Annotated in this window: 13 protein-coding genes; 8 read left to right on the forward strand and 5 right to left on the reverse strand. The window is 65.2% G+C overall.

The window, feature by feature from the left end; all coding sequences use genetic code 11:
- Window positions 1–15: 15 nt before the first annotated feature.
- A complete protein-coding gene (locus ACG01O_RS07230; RefSeq protein WP_394382968.1) occupies window positions 16–720 on the reverse strand; it encodes a Crp/Fnr family transcriptional regulator in 705 nt (234 codons plus the stop codon).
- A 115-nt stretch (window positions 721–835) separates the two neighbouring features.
- Between ACG01O_RS07230 and ACG01O_RS07235 the strand changes: the two genes are divergently transcribed.
- A complete protein-coding gene (locus ACG01O_RS07235) occupies window positions 836–2,620 on the forward strand; it encodes a type IV pilus assembly protein FimV (RefSeq protein ID WP_394382970.1) in 1,785 nt (594 codons plus the stop codon).
- A gap of 40 nt (window positions 2,621–2,660) precedes the next feature.
- On the opposite strand, the gene ACG01O_RS07240 is transcribed toward ACG01O_RS07235, so the two are convergent.
- From ACG01O_RS07240 to lptF, 4 genes are read right to left on the reverse strand one after another with little or no spacing between them, the layout of a single operon-like run.
- On the reverse strand, window positions 2,661–3,605 hold the full coding sequence (locus ACG01O_RS07240) for a CysB family HTH-type transcriptional regulator (protein ID WP_394382972.1): 945 nt from the start codon (window positions 3,603–3,605) through the stop codon (window positions 2,661–2,663).
- Entirely contained in the window at window positions 3,602–3,970 is a 369-nt protein-coding gene (locus ACG01O_RS07245; protein ID WP_394382975.1) for a sirohydrochlorin chelatase, read from the reverse strand. Before ACG01O_RS07245 ends, ACG01O_RS07240 begins: the two co-directional genes overlap by 4 nt.
- A complete protein-coding gene (gene lptG, locus ACG01O_RS07250; protein WP_394382977.1) occupies window positions 3,970–5,097 on the reverse strand; it encodes an LPS export ABC transporter permease LptG in 1,128 nt (375 codons plus the stop codon). The genes ACG01O_RS07245 and lptG overlap by 1 nt, the downstream gene beginning before the upstream one ends.
- Window positions 5,094–6,191, reverse strand: a complete 1,098-nt coding sequence (gene lptF / locus ACG01O_RS07255; RefSeq protein WP_394382980.1) for an LPS export ABC transporter permease LptF — start codon at window positions 6,189–6,191, stop codon at window positions 5,094–5,096. Before lptF ends, lptG begins: the two co-directional genes overlap by 4 nt.
- A 30-nt stretch (window positions 6,192–6,221) precedes the next feature.
- Here lptF and ACG01O_RS07260 point away from each other — a divergent pair, with 30 nt between their 5' ends.
- The 7 genes from ACG01O_RS07260 to prsT all read left to right on the forward strand — a co-directional run bounded on the left by ACG01O_RS07260 (window position 6,222) and on the right by prsT (window position 17,727).
- The gene (locus ACG01O_RS07260) at window positions 6,222–7,685 is read left to right on the forward strand and encodes a leucyl aminopeptidase (RefSeq protein ID WP_394382983.1); all 1,464 of its coding nucleotides are present in this window, start codon (window positions 6,222–6,224) and stop codon (window positions 7,683–7,685) included.
- Between the two features lie 3 nt (window positions 7,686–7,688).
- Window positions 7,689–8,111, forward strand: coding sequence for a DNA polymerase III subunit chi (locus ACG01O_RS07265; protein WP_394382986.1), 423 nt, complete (start codon window positions 7,689–7,691; stop codon window positions 8,109–8,111).
- Window positions 8,112–8,228: 117 nt separating this feature from the next.
- A complete protein-coding gene (locus ACG01O_RS07270) occupies window positions 8,229–9,371 on the forward strand; it encodes a branched-chain amino acid ABC transporter substrate-binding protein (protein WP_394382988.1) in 1,143 nt (380 codons plus the stop codon).
- Between the two features lie 627 nt (window positions 9,372–9,998).
- A complete protein-coding gene (locus tag ACG01O_RS07275) occupies window positions 9,999–11,381 on the forward strand; it encodes a TIGR03013 family XrtA/PEP-CTERM system glycosyltransferase (protein ID WP_419964628.1) in 1,383 nt (460 codons plus the stop codon).
- A 123-nt stretch (window positions 11,382–11,504) separates the two neighbouring features.
- Window positions 11,505–13,592 (forward strand): XrtA/PEP-CTERM system histidine kinase PrsK, encoded by a 2,088-nt coding sequence (prsK, locus tag ACG01O_RS07280; protein WP_394382993.1) that lies wholly within the window; start codon window positions 11,505–11,507, stop codon window positions 13,590–13,592.
- The gene (prsR, locus tag ACG01O_RS07285) at window positions 13,589–14,947 is read left to right on the forward strand and encodes a PEP-CTERM-box response regulator transcription factor (protein WP_394382996.1); all 1,359 of its coding nucleotides are present in this window, start codon (window positions 13,589–13,591) and stop codon (window positions 14,945–14,947) included. Before prsK ends, prsR begins: the two co-directional genes overlap by 4 nt.
- Window positions 14,944–17,727: an XrtA/PEP-CTERM system TPR-repeat protein PrsT gene (gene prsT, locus ACG01O_RS07290; protein WP_394382999.1), complete on the forward strand. Its 2,784-nt coding sequence runs from the start codon at window positions 14,944–14,946 to the stop codon at window positions 17,725–17,727. The genes prsR and prsT overlap by 4 nt, the downstream gene beginning before the upstream one ends.
- Window positions 17,728–17,748 lie beyond the last annotated feature (21 nt).

Genomic DNA, 17,748 nt, shown 5'->3' on the forward strand with positions numbered 1-17,748 from the left:
GGGCCGCCCGGAGGGTCAGCGGGCGGCGGCGGCCAGCAGGCGGTCGCGGCTGAGCACCACCAGCCGCGTGGGCTCCACACGCACCGCGCCTTCGCGCTCCAGCGCCTTGAGCTCCTGGTTGACGCGTTGGCGGGAGGCGCCCAGCAGTTGGGCCAGGTCTTCCTGCGCCAGCTGCAGGCCGATGCGCGTCTCGTCACCCTCTTGCACGCCGTAGGAACGCGCCAGCAACAGCACCTGCTTGGCCAAGCGCGCCGCCAGGGGGCGGGTGTTGAGGTCTTCGATCATGTCGAACATCAGGCGCAGGCGGCGGCAGTTCAGGCGCAGCAGGGCGTCGTACAGCTCGGAATGGGCCTGGAGCAGCGCGCGGAAGTCGGGCTTGCGCACGCACAGCAGCGTGGTGTCGCCGTGGGCGTAGGCGTCGTGCGTGCGCGGCAGGCCGTCGAACAAGGCGATGTCGCCGAACCAGGTGCCCGGCTCCACGTAGGTCAGTGAAATCTGCTTGCCGGCCAGCGACACCGAGCTGACCCGGACGGCGCCCTTGGCCACCCCGCACCATTCCTCGGCCGGCTCGCCCCGGTGAGACAGCATGGTTTCATCCGACAGCCGGCGCACGAAGGCCCGCTGCAGGATGTCGTTGCGGAGCGGCTCGGACAGGCGTGAGAACCAGGCGCCCTGGTCGATCTGCTGGCGTTCGGCGGGGGTGAGGCTGAGTGCGTTCATGACTGTGCGGCATTGTGCCGCTCCAACCCGGGTCGGCGACCGCAGGCCCCATGCTAGAGTGGCTCGCGCTGTCTATTCGAGCCGCTCAAACCCCACTCCACGCCCCCGTTTGTCAATGCCCATCCAGGCTCTGCGCCCGACTGTTCGGGGCGTCCTCACTCCCGCGCTGGCCTTGTTGCTCGGCGTGGCGTTCGACCCGGCCCAGGCTTTGGGCTTGGGGCGCCCGCAGGTGGCTTCGGCGCTGGGGCGTCCGCTGGATGTGAGCGTGCCCCTGACGCTGGCTGAGGGCGAGCAACTGTCCGATGGTTGCCTGCGCGCCGAGGTGACGGCGGGTGACGCCCGTGTGCCGGCCGGCCTGCTGCAGTTGCGCGTTGAAGGTGAGCCGGGCCAGCAGCGCATCCGGCTGCAAAGCCAGGTCCGCATCGAGGAGCCCGCGTTGCGCATCACGCTGGCGCTGGGGTGCCCGCTGCGGCTGACGCGCGAGTTCAACGCTTTCATCGACCCTCCGGCCGGTGCCGCGCCTGCCCCCGCCGCCACAGCGGCGCCGGCCCCAGCGGTGACGCCCATGGCCGCCGTGCTGCCTCCAGCTTCGCCCGCAGCCACGGTTGCCGCCGTGGAGCCGCGTGCCAAACCTCGCGCCCAGGCGGCATCGGCGACTGGCAACAGCACCAAGCCCCGGGTGCGTGCCAAGCCGCGCCCCACCGGGCCGCGCCTGACGCTGGAGCGCCCGGAAGTGCTGGTGGCCGAGGCACCGCGCCCGGTGCAGCCGGCCGCCAGCGCCGCCGACATGGAACTCACGCCAGAGCTGGAAGCCCAGATCACGCAGCTCGAGGCCACGGTGGCCCAGTTGCGCGCTGAGTTGCTGGCCCGTCAACAGGCGGAAGCCGGGGCTGCAGCGGCGAGCGCAGCCAGCTCGCCGGCGTCGGCCGCGCCGCCGGCATCGGCGGTGGTTACGGCGGCCGCCCCGGCGCCCGCGGTGCTTCACAGCGCGCGCGTGCCGGCTTACCGTGACCCGATGACCTGGGTGATGACGCTGGCCCTGAGCTTGATGGCCGGCGCCGCAGCGTTCTACGCCAGCCGCTGGCGGGATCAGCGGGCGCGCCGGGAACTGGCGTACTGGCGAGCGCTGCATGCGGCGGACGGCGCCTCGGTGCTGCCCGAGCAGCCCGCGGCAGCGCCTGCAGCGCCCAGCCAATTGGCGCCCGGCATTGCCCCGCAAGTGCACCTGGCCGACATGGTGGCGGGCGACGACAGCCTGCACCAGGCCACCCGCCCGCAGCCACGCCCCATGGCGTGGCCGCCGGCGGGCACGGCTGCACCGGAAATCCCGTCGTACATGGAGTCCACCCAGCCGATGCCCGAGGCGTCGGTGGCCGCGGCTGCCACCCCGGCGGCCATGACGGTGGCGGACGAATTGCTGGACCTGCAGCAGCAGGTCGACTTCCTGCAGTTGCTGGGGCAGCACGAATCCGCCGCCGATCTGCTCGCCGCGCGGCTGACGCAGGGGTCTGCCAGCGCCATGCCCTACCTGCTGCTGATGGAGTTGTGCCAACAGCGCGGCGAGTTGGAAGTGTTTGCCGAACTGGTGAAGCAGTTCCAGAAGCGCTTCGGCGCCCTGGCGCCGGATTGGTCGCAGAGCCTGGCCAGCGGCCGCAGTCTGGATGGTTGCCCCAGCGTCATCGCGCACCTGCAGGTGGTCTGGAGCGATCCGGCATCGGCCATGAAGATGCTGCAAGACCTGCTAAGCCAAGGGCGTGGCCCGGGCGTCAGCCTCTTCGAGTTGCCTTCGTTCCGTGATCTGCTGACGCTCTACAGCGTGGCGCGGGATTTGTACGAATCCGGGCTGCGCAGCGATGGCGTCGATTTGATGCTGCCGCTGGACTCGCGCTTCGGCGCTTGACGAGGCACACGGCCGGCCAGGCCGTCAGCCGTTCAGGTGCTCACAGACCGAAATCCGACGCGTCGCCACTCATCGCTTTTTCGATGAGTTTGCGCGGCAGGCGTTCTGACAGCAGCTCCGCGAACGCGTACACGTAGTTGCGCAGGTAGGCGCCGCGCTTGAACGCGATGCGCGTGACGTTGCTGCCCAGTAAGGCGCCCAGCGGGCGGGCGACGAGGTCGCTGCCAGCGGGCTCCTCACGCATCGCCATTTCGGCCACGATGCCCACGCCCATGCCGAGCCGGACGTAGGTTTTGATCACGTCGGAGTCGATGGCCTCCAGCACGATGTTGGGCGTGAGGTGGCGGGCGGCGAAGGCTTTGTCGATGCGGGTGCGGCCGGTGAAGCTCGGGTGGTAGGACACCAGCGGCTCCTGCGCGAGTTGCTCCAGGCTGATGCGCTCGGCGCTGGCCAGCGGGTGGTCTCGCGGCACCACCATCACGTGCTGCCATTCGTAGCAGGGGAGGGTGACCAGTTCGGCGTACTGGGCCAGCGATTCGGTGGCCAGCCCCAGGTCTGCGGTTTCGTCCACGAGCATCTTGGCCACCTGGTCCGGGCTGCCTTGGTGCAGGCTGATGCGCAGCTGCGGCAGTTGTTTGCGCAACTGGGCCACGGGTGCCGGCAGCACGTAGCGCGCCTGGGTGTGGGTGGTGGCGATGGAGAAGGTGCCGCTGTCTTGCCGCGAATACTCTTCGCCGATGCGCTTGAGGTTGCCCACCTCGCGCAAGATGATTTCAATGCAAGCCAGCACCTGCTGGCCCGGTTCGGTGATGCGGCGCAGGCGCTTGCCGTGGCGGGAGAAGATGTCCACGCCCAGCTCTTCCTCGAGTTCGAGGATGGCCTTGGACACGCCGGGCTGGGACGTGAACAGCGCCTTGGCAGTTTCAGTAAGGTTGAGGTTGCGGCGCGCCGCCTCCTGCACGAAACGGAACTGATGCAGGTTCATGGCAGCGTGTTCAGGCAGGCATCGCACATGGCTTGCAACACCGCTTCATGCTCGCCCAGCGGCGGATGCAGCACCCAGGTGACGGCCTCGCCGTGCTGAGCGCGCAGCGACTCCAACAGCGGCGGCACATCCCGGCGCACATGGCCCCCGGTGCCCAGGAACAGCGGCAGCACATGCACCCGGGTGCAGCCGGTGGCCACCAGGCTTTGCCCGGCGGTGGCGAGGTCGGGGCTCATGAACTCCAGGAACGACAACACCACCGGCGTCTCGGGGCGGGTCTGGCGCAAACGCGCCGCCACGGCCTCGAACGGGCGGGCCCACGCGGCATCGCGCGCCCCATGGGCAAACAGCAGCAGACCATCCATCAGCGGTACCTCACCAACCACGTGAAGGCCGCCATCGACAGGCCCATGTACAGCAGACTGGGTGTGGCGGCGACGACCCAGGGTGTCCAGTTCTTGAGCAGGCCCAGGTGGCCGGCCACGTTGTTCAGCAGCACAAAGCTGATGCCCAGCATGATGCCGCCGAACACTTTGAGGCTGATGCCGCCAGAGCGGCCGTGCAGGTAGGCGAACGGCAGGGCCAGCGCTACCATCACGAAGCAGGCGAAGGGGTAGAAAGCTTTGCGCCAGAACTGGATGTTGTGGGCCTGGGCGGATTGTTCTTGCGCGGACAGGTGGGCCGTGTACCGATACAGCTCCAGCGTGGACATGGACATGGCCGGCAGCACCGCCGCGGCAATCACGCCGGCGTGCAGCGAGCTTTGCCAGTCGAGATGGTCCAGCCGTTGATCGCTGATCACCACTTGGCCGACGGCCTCTGCAGCGGCGCCCGCGCTGGGGTTCCACACCGTGCGTTGAACCGACTGCAGGCGCCACAGGCCTTCGGTCGTCACGTCCGCGCGCTGCGCTTCGGTGCGGGAGAGCAGGCGGCCTTCGCTGTCGAACTCAAAGATCCGAACCTCTTCGAGGTCGCCCGAGCCGCCCACGCGGCCGACCTTCACCGAATAGCTGCGCTCTTGGCCGTCGATCTTCTGGTGGTCTTTGAGCCAGGCGCCGCGCTTGGACGGACCGCCGTCGCGGGTCAACCGGGCGCGCATCTCGTCGCTGCGGCGCTCGAACTCGGGGGCCACGTAGTCGCCCACCACAAAGGTCAGCACCGCAAACACAGCCGCCAGCCGCGCCAGCAGGCCCAGCGCCCGAGCCGGGCCCAGGCCGCCGGTGCGCAAGATGGTGAACTCGCTGCTTTGGGCGAGCCGCGCCAACGCAATGATGGCGCCAATGAGCACGGTGATCGGGAACAGCGTGTAGAAGTTGCCGGGCACCTCCATCAACGCAAACAAGGCAGCCTTGCCGGTGCCCGCGCCAATGCGGGACATGCGGTCGACTTCATCCACGAAGTCGTTGAAGAACACGAGCGCCAGGAAGGCGGTCAGCACCAGCAGCACCGAGCCGACGATGTCCTTGTAGAGCAGGCGGCGAACGGTCTTCATGCGCGGGCCTCCGCGGCGCGGCGGCGCAGGCAAAAGCGGTTGCTGTTGTCGCGCAGCCAGATGATGGCCAGCGCCAGCACCAGGGCGCTGCCGTGCAGGGCGATCAGGGCACGTTCCAGGCTCGTGCGGCCGCTGCCGACCCACGACACCGACACGTTGATCAGGTTGAAATACACGACGAAGCTCAGCAGCGCGAACAGCAGATTCCAGTTGTTGGCCCGCCGTGGGTTGGAGGCGGCCAGGCCCACGCCCAGCAGCGCCATGTTGACGCTGCACAGGATCATGCCCAGCCGCCAGGCCAGTTCGCCCTGGTTCTTCTGGGTCGGGTTGCGGAACAGGTCCAACGTGGGCGTGGCCTTGGGCGGCAGTTGGGTGGCGGTGGAGAGCACCTGCGGGTCAGTCATCACCTGGTACTGCTCGAACCGCGCCAAGCTCTTTTCGCCGGTCTTGGCCTGGGTTTCATTACGTTGACCGTGGGCCAGCACCAGGTAGCGGTCGTCGCCTTCGATTTCCAGCCGACCTCGCGAGGCGGTGGTCACCGACTCGCGGTCGTGTTGGTTCGCCAGGATGAACACATTGCGGCCGGTGGCGGCGTCGTCGCCATCGCGTTCGATGAAGAACACGCGGCTGCCGTCGCGCGAGGTCTGGAACTGGCCGGGCGCCACGCGCGACAGGTCGCCGCGCTTTTGATAGCGGTCGCGCAACTCGGCGCTGTTCTGGTTGCCCCAGGGCCACACCAGCAGCTCCAGCACCACCACCGCCAGCAACACCGGCCAGGCCATGCGCAGCACCGGACGCACGAAGCGCGACAACGGCAGCCCGCTGGCAAACCAGATGGTCATTTCCGACTCGCGGTAGAAGCGGCCGAGCGTGATCACCACTGCAATGAAGATGGACAAGATCAGCATCGTGGCCAGGTGGGCGATGGTCGCGTAGCCCATCAGCAGCACCACATCTTGCGGCGCCACATTGCCGCCGGCCGCCTGTCCCAGGGTTTTGATCAAGGTCAGCGTCAGCATGATGGTCAGGATGACCACGAGCGTGACCCCGAAGCTCTTGGCCAACTCGGACCGCGTGGATGAATCGAATAACATCAAACGCACTTCTATCTACTTCTGGTCATTATGGACTTCAAGATTCAAACCGCTGAGTTGGAAGCACTCGCGGGCGTGGGTGCAGACGCGTTGGTGGTGGTGTTGGGCGGCGATGCGCTGCCCAAGGGTTTGGATGCCGTGGTGGCCAAGCAAGTGCAGTCGGCCGTGAAGCTGGGCGACTTCGCGCTGAAGGCGGGTCAGGCGCTGACGTTGACGCAAGCCGACGGTGTCAAGGCACCGCGACTGGTGCTGGTGGCCAGCGGCAAGACGACGCTGTCTGCGGCCCGCGCTGCGCTGGCCCAAGGTCTGGCCCAGATCAAGAGCCGCGGTGCCGTGAGCGCGGCGGTGGCCTTCGCAGGCTTCGACGCATCGCTGGTCGAGGCGCTGGCCGAGCAAACGGCCGTGACGGCATCGGACGCCGTGTACGTCTACCGCCACACCAAGCCCAGCGCCCCCGCAGCGCCCAAGCTGGCCAAGGTGGCCCTGCTGGTCGGCAAGGCGGACACCAAGGCGGCCAAGCAAGGCCTGGTCCGTGGTCAAGCCATCGCTGCGGGTGTGGAGCTGGCGCGTGAATGCGCGAACCGCCCCGCCAACCACGCCACGCCCACCTACCTGGGCGAAGTGGTGCAGGGCCTGGGCAAGGCCCACGGCCTGAAGGTGGAAGTGATGGACAAGAAGGCGGTCGAGAAGCTGGGCATGGGCAGCTTCCTGGCCGTGGCCCAGGGCTCGGACGAGCCGCTGCGTTTCATCGTGGCCCGCTATGAAGGCGCTGCAAAGACCGTGGCGCCGGTGGTGCTGGTGGGCAAGGGCATCACGTTCGACACCGGCGGCATCTCGCTGAAGCCGGGCGCCGAGATGGACGAGATGAAGTTCGACATGGGCGGTGCGGCCAGCGTCATCGGCACGCTGCGTGCCGTGGCCGAGCTCAAGCCCAAGTTGAATCTGGTGATGATCGTGGCCGCGTGCGAAAACATGCCGAGCGGCCGTGCGGTGAAGCCGGGCGACGTGGTCACGTCCATGTCGGGCCAGACGATCGAGATCCTGAACACCGACGCCGAAGGCCGACTGATCCTCTGTGACGCACTCACCTATGCCGAGCGTTTCAAGCCGGCCGTGGTGGTTGACGTGGCCACGCTGACGGGTGCCTGCGTGATCGCCCTGGGCGGCGTGCGCAGTGGCATGTATGCCAGCGACGACGAACTGGCCGCTTCGCTGACCGCTGCGGGCGATGCGGCGCTGGACCCGTGCTGGCGCATGCCGTTGGACGAGGAGTACGCCGAAGGGCTCAAGAGCAATTTTGCCGACCTGCCCAACATCGCGGGGCGCGCGGGCGGCTCCATCACGGCGGCCAAGTTCCTGCAGCGCTTTGCCACGCAATACCGCTGGGGTCACCTGGACATCGCCGGCACCGCGTGGAAAAGCGGCGCCGCCAAGGGTGCAACCGGCCGCCCGGTGGGGCTGCTCACCCACTTTGTGCTGAGCCACGCGAAGTAAGGCGTGACGCTGCAAGTCAGCTTCTACAGCGATGCGGCCGAACCGCTGCACTTCGCCTGCCGGCTGGTGCGGCGGGCCTTGGCCAGCGGCAAGCCGGTGGGTGTGTGCGCCGAGCCTGCCGCCCTTGCGCGACTGGACGCGTTGCTCTGGAGCTTTGATGCCGCAGAGTTCCTGCCGCATCGGCGCTGGGTGACTGGCGAGCCGCATCTGCCCGGCGAGGTGCTGCTGGTGTCGGATGCATCGCAGTTGCCGCACCGTGGCTTGCTGGTGAATCTGTCGCATGACTTGCCGACCGCTGCATTCGAGTTCGAGCGCGTGTTGGAGGTCGTGTCGGCGGACGACGAGGCGGTGCGAGCCGGTCGCGTGCGCTACCGCGCTTACCAGCAGGTGCAAGCGCGCCTGGACCACTTTTCTGCGCGTGGTTGACAGGCCAGGGTCCACGCTTTCCCGAATGAGTGCGCACCCCCAGTTGGGGTATGTTCATTCCGTTGAAAACTCAACGTTCTCTGTTTGTTCCTCTCTCTTTCAAACTGGAGTTGATCCATGCAAATCAAGCTGAATGTCGTGGTGGGTGCAGTCGCTGCCCTGCTCAGCGGTGCTGCCATGTCGCAAGACCTGGTCGTCAAGATCGGTCATGTCGGCCCCACCAGCGGCGCGATCGCCCACCTCGGCAAGGACAACGAGCTCGGCGCTCGCCTGGCCATTGAGGAACTCAACGCCAAGGGCGTGATGATCGGTGGCAAGAAGGCCAAGTTCGAACTGCTGGCTGAAGACGACGCCGGCGATCCGAAGCAAGGCACGGCAGCTGCCCAGAAGCTGGTCGACTCCAAGGTCAACGGCGTCGTCGGCCACCTGAACTCGGGCACCTCCATTCCTGCCTCCAAGGTCTACAGCGACGCGGGCATCCCGCAAATTTCGCCGTCGGCCACCAACCCCAAGTTCACCCGCAACGGCTACAAGACGACCTTCCGCGTCGTGGCTGACGACGTGCATCTGGGTGGCACGCTGGGCAAGTACTCTGTCGCGCAACTCAAGGGCAAGTCGATCGCTGTGATCGACGACCGCACGGCCTACGGCCAAGGCGTGGCTGACGAGTTCGAAAAGGGCGTCAAGGGCGCGGGCGGCAAGGTTGTCGGTCGTGAATTCACCAACGACAAGGCCACGGACTTCACCGCCATCCTGACCTCCTTGAAGGGCAAGAAGCCCGACGTCGTGTTCTTCGGCGGCATGGACGCCGTGGCCGGCCCGATGCTGCGCCAGATGAAGCAACTGGGCATCGAAGCCAAGTTCATGGGCGGCGACGGCATCTGCACGGGCGAACTGCCCAAGCTGGCCGCTGGCACCATGGGTGACGGCCAAGTCGTTTGCGCTGAGGCGGGTGGCGTCGAAGGCGAAGCCAAGAAGTCGATGGACGACTTCAAGGCCAAGTTCAAGGCCAAGTTCAACGTCGAAGTGCAGATCTACGCTCCGTACGTGTACGACGCCGTCAACGTGATGGCTGCCGCCATGGCCAAGGCTGGCTCGGCCGACCCCGCCAAGTACCTGCCGGTGCTGGCCAAGACCGAAGGCTACAAAGGCGTGACCGGCACGATCGCCTTCGACAACAAGGGCGACATCAAGAACGGCGCTCTGACGCTCTACACCTACAAGGGTGGCGCGCGTGAGCAACTGGCCGTGGTTCGCTGATCGGCTGACTTGACGACCCAACGCCCGCTTCGGCGGGCGTTTTTATTTGGTTCGTGAATTTCGACAACTCGAATCAAACATTTGTCGCATCGAGGTGCTGTTGCGTTGGATTGATCGCCGACAAGTGCCAGTGCGTGGATATCCGGTAACTATTCCCGGTCGTGCTTCGGTGAACCGTGGGTATCCACAAGACAAGCGAAATGCTGGCTGCAATCGTTATCGACCGGTGGCAATTTGCTCGTGTGCGAAAGGCACGATTCACGCCGATCCTTCGCGCCGGGTCTCGCGGGTTTGGCTCTGAATCGGTTCTACTGCGCCGCCGCTGGATCCGCGTCCGCTCGCCAGGACGTTTTCGGAGGTCCCATGACGACGTCCTTTCATGGGGCAACGCCCCTGCAAACGGGGGGCTTTCAATGGCCAGGGGCGAGGGCATGATGCCGGCGCGGTTAGCGACCGGAGTTGCGCTTTGTTGCACTGGCGACGAGCAACTTCCGCGGTGCTGAGCGGCCTGGTGGGGTTGGCATGGAGCGCTTTGCGCCCAGTCATGTCGGGAGGAATCTCGATATTGACCGCGTGCAACGCTCGATGGGTCACCCCGGTGCAGTCAGGCGAGGGATCGGAAAGCAAATGATTCGAATATTCAATCACTATCTGCATAAACAAACGCTGTTCCAAGTGTTTTTTGACCTTGGTTTGATCGTTTTTGCAGTTATTGCAGTTGTCTTGAGCCAAGGCGAATCGGCCGAGTCGGTATTGCCATTTGCGGCCTCGCATGGCTTGTCGCTCGCGGGTTGCATGTTCGTCATCAACTCGGCGACAGGTTTCTACCAGCACGTGCACAACCGCTCGATCACGGAGTCGTGCGCTCGCGCCTTGTTCGGCCTGTTGTTCGGACTCCCTTTGGCGTACGCCATCTTCAGCCTTGTTCCGTCCGGGGCATCTCACCGTGACTTGTTGACGGTGGTGGCCATGGCAGCGGTCGCTGCGGTGATGGTTCACCGTGTGTATGCAGCGCACTCGGGTGCGCAAGGTCGTCTTCGCAGCCGCATCTTGATTTTCGGTACCGGTCCCGCCGCACGAACCGTCGGGAACACGCTGCGCGCGTCAGATCCACATGTCCAGATCGTTGGCTACTACGCGGGTCCGAACGAAGAGCAGGCGGAAGTCCCGGCGTCAGAGCTGATCCGTGGCGGCGGCAGCCTCACCGAGGCTGCGTTGAAGCACAACGTCGATGAAATCGTCGTCGCGCTGAGTGAGCGACGGGGTGGCAGCATGCCATTGCGGCAGTTGCTGGATTGCAAGCTGTCCGGCGTTCGCGTGGTGGATATCGCCACGCACTTCGAGAAGACCCTGGCTCAGATCAACATCAAGCATGTCAACGCCGGTTGGCTGGTGTTTGGCGACGGCTTCAGCCAAGGCATGCTTCGCGCTGCCATCAAGCGCGTGTGCGATGTGATCTTCGCGTTGGCCATCTTGGCGCTCACGTGGCCGATCATGCTGGTCACGGCGTTCGCCATCCGTTTCGAGTCGCGCGGTCCGGTGCTCTACCGTCAGGAACGGGTCGGCTTGAATGGCGTGCCTTTCCAGGTGATCAAGTTCCGCAGCATGCGAACCGACGCCGAGAAGGACGGCAAGCCCCGTTGGGCCAGCAAGAACGACGACCGCGTGACGCGGGTCGGGCGGTTCATCCGCAAAGTTCGAATCGATGAATTGCCGCAGCTGTTCAACGTGCTCGTCGGCGAGATGAGCATGGTGGGCCCTCGTCCGGAGCGACAGTTCTTTGTGGACGATCTGATCAGCAAGATTCCCTATTACGCGGTCCGGCACAGTGTGAAGCCGGGTGTCACGGGTTGGGCTCAGGTTCGCTATGAGTACGGGTCAACGATCGAAGACTCGGTCGAGAAACTGCAGTACGACCTGTACTACGTGAAGAACCATTCCCTGTTCCTGGACTTGCTGATCATGCTGGAGACCGTGGCTGTGGTGTTGACCGGCAAGGGCGCTCGCTGACGCTTTGCGTTTGCGCGATGGCGCAGCCCTCCAGCTCCTTGGCCGGGGCGTTCGGTTTTTCGGCATGGCTCGGGGTGGCGGTGAACCCTTGATTTCACCTGGTGGCATCCTGTGTGGGCGTCTGTGCTGAACCTCTCTGTCCTCGGTGACTTTGCGTGTGCCGGGGCTTACCTGGCGCTGTTGGCGTATTCGGTGCACCAGCTGACTCGGCTGCAGGCGCCCATTACACGCGCCGCCGTAGCGTTTCTTCTGGCACTGCTGGTCAGCGCGGCGTGGGCGCTTGGCGGTGCATGGAACGGCTTGCAGCCGCCATCGGTCCGTTGGCCAGGGTGGCTTTTTCCGTGCCTTGACGCCGCTCGATGGCTGTTTTGGTTCGTGTTCATGCGAACTTTGCTGCCTGCTGCCGCCAGCGACCGCTCGGTGAGTTGGTTGACCGGCTTTGCAGCCCTGGCGGTGTGTTCCGAGGCCCTGCTCGCATGGATGGCGGACCCGCTGCCGCTGGGTGCCTTGGCGCATGCGCAGGCATTTGCCGGGCTCGCGATCGCGGTTGTTGGCCTGGTGTTTGTGGAGCAAGTGCTCCGCAACGCGGCCGGCGATGCACGTTGGAATGCCAAGCCCCTGTGCCTTGGGCTGGGCGCCATGTTTGCGTTTGACGTGTTCACGGGTGCGCAAGCGGCCTTGTTTCAACAGTTCGATGCGGCAGCCTTGACGGTTCGCTCAATGGTGCAGGCAGCTGCAGTGCCACTTCTGTGGGTGGCCTCGCGGCGGCACGGCCACTGGCTGGGGCGCTTGCATGTATCTCGGGCGGCCGTGTTCCATTCGGCAGCCTTGCTGCTGGCGGGCGGTTACCTGCTGGTGGTTGCGGCGGTGGGTTACTACGTCCGCTACACCGGCGGGCAGTGGGGGCCGGCCTTGTCGGTCGCGCTGGTCTTTGTGGCGCTGCTGGCCCTGCTGCTGCTGCTGGCGTCAGGCTCGATGCGGGCGCGGCTGCGGGTCTACATCAGCAAGAATTTCTTCAGCTATCGCTACGACTACCGCGAGGAATGGCTGCGGTTCACGCGCATGCTGTCGTCTGGTGCTGAGCCGCAACACACCGCGGAGACCGTGATTCGCGCCTTGGCGAACCTCGTCGAGAGCCCGAGCGGCATGCTTTGGGTGCAGCGGGCAGCTGGCAGTGATTTCGTTCAGGCCGCCCGTTGGAACTTGCCCACGGAGTCAGCATCCGTTCTGCAGGACGCCCCGCTGGTGACCTACCTTCAGCAAAGCGGCTGGATCGTTGACTTGGATGAGTGGCGACGGCGGCCGTCAACCTATCCTGGCCTGGATCTTCCGCCGTGGCTGGCCGCCGAGACCCGTTGTTGGCTGCTGGTGCCTTTGGTGGTGCGCGAAGGGCTGATGGGGTTTGTCGTCTTGGGACGACCGCGGGCAGTGATCGACCTGAATTGGGAGGTGCGTGATCTGCTTCGAACGGCGGCGAGCCAAGCATCGAGCTATCTCGACCAAGCACAAGCGACAGAGGCGCTGCTCGAGGCGCGAAAGTTCGACGCGTTCAATCGCATGTCTGCGTTTGTGGTGCATGACTTGAAGAACATCGTCACGCAGCTGTCGTTGATGATGAAAAACGCCAAGCGCTTGCGCGACAACCCCGAATTCCAACAAGACATGCTCGACACCGTAGAGAACTCGTTGGAGAAGATGCGGCAACTCATGTTGCAACTTCGCGAGGGCGACAAGCCGCACGGCGTGAGCAGTGGCGTTGATCTGGAGCAATTGGCCCAACGTCTGGCCGCTTCTGCGCGCAGCAAAGGCCGGGCGCTGGAGTTGGTGCTGCAGCCTGGAGTGGCCACCCGGGGCCATGCGGACCGTGTCGAGCGCGTCGTGGGGCACGTGGTTCAAAACGCGTTCGACGCGACGCCGACCGAGGGCATGGTCCGGCTGACGTTGGATGCGCAGGGCAGCCAGGCGCGCATTCGGGTTGAGGACAGCGGCTGTGGCATGTCCCAGGAATTCATCCAGAATCGATTGTTCAAGCCGTTTCAAACCACCAAGGAGAGTGGCATGGGAATCGGCGCTCATGAAAGTTATCAGTACGTGCAGGAACTGGGGGGGAAGATCAGCGTGACCAGCGAGTTGAACCGAGGGACGACAGTTACGTTGCTGCTGCCGCTGTTCCATGCCCAATCGCCGGTGGCGGCACTGGGGGCCCGATGAGTACGCCCCGTCATGCGCCGCTGCTGATCGTGGAGGACGACCTCGCGCTGCAAAAGCAGCTCAAGTGGTCGTTGGATCGCTTTGAATCGGTCGCCGCCGATGACGTGGCCAGTGCGGTGCTGCAGTTTCGACGGCACGGCCCTGCCGTGGTCACGATGGACCTGGGCTTGCCTCCGGATCAGGACTCGGTGTCTGAAGGCTTCAAGTGTTTGGAGCGCTTGCTCGAGTTGGACCCCGCCGTCAAAGTCATTGTGCTGACGGGACAGAACGACCAGGAAAACGCGCTGCGGGCGATTCGCATGGGCGCCTACGACTTTCTGGCCAAGCCGGTGGATCCGGATGTCTTGAGCCTGACGGTCGAGCGGGCCTACCGGCTGTATGAACTGCAGCAAGAGAACCGGCGCTTGCAGCTTCAGCAAAGCAGCGATGTGTTCGGGGGGCTCATCACACGCGATGCGGGGATGCAGAAGGTCTGCCGGATGATCGAGCGCGTCGCACCGAGCGATGCCACGGTGCTGTTGCTGGGCGAAAGCGGCACGGGCAAGGAAGTGCTTGCCCAAGGGCTCCACGACGCCTCCAAGCGCAAAGGGCGCTTCGTTGCGATCAACTGCGCGGCCATTCCAGAAACGCTGCTGGAAAGTGAGTTGTTCGGGTACGAGAAAGGTGCTTTCACAGGTGCCACGAAGTCGACGCTTGGCAAGATCGAGACGGCCAATGGCGGCACGCTGATGCTTGATGAGATCGGTGACTTGCCGATGCCCTTGCAGGCCAAGTTGCTGCGCTTCTTGCAGGAGCGGGTGATCGAGCGCGTGGGCGGGCGGCAGGAGATCCCGATCGACGTGCGTGTGGTGGGCGCCACCCATCAGGACCTGAAGGCGCGCATCGCTGACGGCCGGTTCCGGGAGGACCTCTACTACCGTTTGGCAGAAATCGTCGTCGAGATTCCGCCGCTTCGAGACCGGATGGGTGACGCGGTTCTGCTGTCGCATGCGTTTGCTCGGCGCTTCGCGACCGACATGCGTCGACCCGTGCCGGCGTTGGCCGAGGATGCGGTGCGGGCGCTGGAAACGCACCGCTGGCCAGGCAACGTGCGCGAGCTGCAAAACATGCTCAAGCGCGCGGTCATCATGGCGGAAGACGACCGCATCACCGCAGCCGACTTGGGCCTGCAGGCGCGCGCAGGGTCTGAGCCCGAGCCGGTGCTGGATTTGCGGGCGATTCGAGACGAGGCCGAGCGGCGAGCCATCGTGACCGCCTTGGCGAGAACCGACGGCAACATCGTCCGCGCCGCTGAACTGTTGGGCATCAGTCGTCCAACCCTGTACGACATGATCAACCGGTTGAACATCAAATGACTTCAAACGCCTCCCGCCCATCCTCGCGGACCGCACGCTGGCTCAGCGTGGTGGCCCTGGCGTCTCTTGCGGCCTGCAGTGGTCGCGACGTGGGTCAACTGACTGCGGCCGGTATCGCGCACCTCGACAAAAAGGAGTACCGCGCAGCGCAGATCGAGTTCAAGAACGTGCTGCAGATTGAGCCGCAAAACGTGCAGGCTCGCTTTCTGCTCGGGCGCGTGTTGCTCGAGGCCGGCGACAGCATGGGCGCCTTGGTCGAGTTCAACAAATTGGCCGAAGCCGGCTACGACGTGGAGCAGCTGGCGCCTCTGTCGGCGCGGGCGATGCTCAACCAGGGCGAACTCGACAAGCTGATTGCCACATGGTCCGACACCCAGTTGAGCAGCCCAGCTTCGATTGCGCAGGTCAAGGCAACGCTGGCTGCGGCATACGGCATCAAGGGGCAGTTGGACAAAGCCGCGGCAGCCGTGCAGCAGGCGCTGGCTGCCGACGGCAACAACATGGAGGCCCGCCTCGCGCATGCGCAGGTTCTGGCCACAGGGGGCGACGCCGCGGCCGCCCTGGCGGAAGTAGAGGTGGCCGCCAAGGCGCATGGAGACTCCGCGCGTCCGTTCCTGGTGCGGGCCAAGTTGCTGCAGGACGGCCGCGCGGCACCTGCGGACGTGGCGCTGGCCTTCAACGAAGCGCTCAAGCGCGATCCTCGGAACGCTCAGGCTCGCTTGGGCCTGATCGGCTTGCACCTGCGCGCCCGGGAGATGGACGCAGCCACTGCTGAAGTGGCCAAGCTGCGCGAGGCCGACCCCAATGGCCTGCCCAGTCTGTATTTCGGCACCTTGCTCGCCCTGGACAAGAGAGACCTGAAGGCTGCTCGTGAAGGGGCGGATCAGCTCCTGAAAATGGCGCCGGAAAACGTGGCGGCCCTGCAATTGGTCGGCAGTGTCGATTACGAGACCGCGAGTTACGGACAGGCGGCAGCTCACTTCGGCAAAGCATTGCTTCGCGCGGGAGAGTCAGCCTCGTTGCGTTTGATGTTGGCACGAGCCCTGATTCGCTCCGGTGAAATGAAGAAGGCCGTGTCCACCCTTCAGCCGCTGGTGGGGGACGGTCCTAGCCCCGAAGCGCTGACTTTGGCAGCCGACGCCTACACGGCGCTTGGCGAGCCTGACAAGGCCAAACTGCTGTATCAACGCGCCGTGGCGCTCAATCCCAAGGGGACACAAGCGCGCAGCGCCTTGGCCCTGAGTGACATCAGCGAAGGGCGCCTGGATCAGGGTTTGCGGGCGTTGCAGCAGCTGGCTAAAACCACGGACTCAGCGCAGGTGGACCTGTTGCTCTTCGGTGCGAACTTGCAGGCGCGACGTTTCGATGATGCAGCCGCCGCGATCGCGCAGTTGGAGCAGCGCCAGCCTGACAGCGCGCTCGCCGCGTTCCTGAGCGGCCAGTTGGCGGTGGCCCGCGGTGAGGCGGGGCAGGCGCGGCAGGCCTTCGAAAGCGCCTTGAAGCGAGAGCCCTCGCAGCTGGGGGCCGTCGTCGCTCTGGGCGCGCTCGATGTGCAGGCCGGGCGCTCCGATGCGGCACTGGCTCGATACCAGTCGTTTGTGGAGCGAGTTCCGCGTGCGATGGAGGCCGAGTTGGCCATCGTCGCCATCAAGTCACAGCAGGGCGCGACCACCGACCAGACCCGTGCGGACCTGGACCGACTCGTCAAGAAATACCCAGAGGCCGTGGAGCCGGTCATCGCCCAGGCGCGGTTGATGCTCGACTTGAAGGATGTGAAGGCGGCACAGCAGCTCGTGCGGGACTTGGTTGCGGCCTTCCCGGACAGCACCCAGGCGTTGGACATGGCTGGCCAGGTGGAAATGGCTGCGGGGGATTTCAACCAGGCGCTTCAGACCTTCGGCAAGCTCGCTGCCATCGCGCCGCGTTCAGCAACGCCCTTGCTTCGCTTGGCTCAGGTGCAGACCGCCCGACGCGATACCGCCGCGGCGCTGACACAGCTTCGCAAGGCAGTTGCTTTGGAGCCCGGGCATCGCGATGTGCAGTTCCAGCTGGTGTCGTTGCTGGCGCGGGCGGGCAAAGCCGACGAGGCGTTGCAGCAGGCGCAGTCCGTCCAAAAAATCCTGCCGGAAGATCCGCTGGGCTGGACGATGGAAGGTGACCTTCGTGCCGGAAAGGCCAACTACGCAGGTGCGGTGGCGGCCTACGAAAAGAGCCTGTCGAAGGGCAAGGTGGGTGCGACCGCGGTCAAGCTGCATCGGGCCATGGAAGATGCGGGCAAGCTGAAAGAAGCCCAAGCGTTCGAGGACACATGGCGCCAAGCCAATCCTGACGATCCGCTTTTCAATTACTACCTGGGCGACCGCTATTTGGTGTTGAACAAGACGGATGTTGCTGAGCGCCTCTACCGCAGTGTGCTGAAGTCACAGCCGAATGACGGCGCGACGCTGAACAATCTCGCCTGGATTTTGGGCCGCAAGGGGGATGCGGAAGCGTTGAAGTTCGGTGAGCGCGCCTTGGCCGTGGCGCCGAATTCTCCTGACTTCATGGACACCGTTGCCGAACTGCATGCCAATGCTGGGCGCGCAGCTCAGGCGGTCACATTGCAGCGCCGTGCGGTCGAATTGGCGCCCACGCAGCCGCTGCTGCGGCTTCACCTTGCCCAGTACTTGATCAAGGACAACCAGCGCGCGGCGGCGCGCCGCGAGTTGGAAGGGCTGGAATCCCTCGGTACCAAGTTCGCTCGGCAAGACGAGGTCAAGCGATTGCTGGCGACGCTGTGAGCGTCGTGCGACCATTCGGCT

The organism is Pelomonas baiyunensis, assembly GCF_043555935.1.
GTDB classification, from domain to species: domain Bacteria; phylum Pseudomonadota; class Gammaproteobacteria; order Burkholderiales; family Burkholderiaceae_C; genus Pelomonas; species Pelomonas baiyunensis.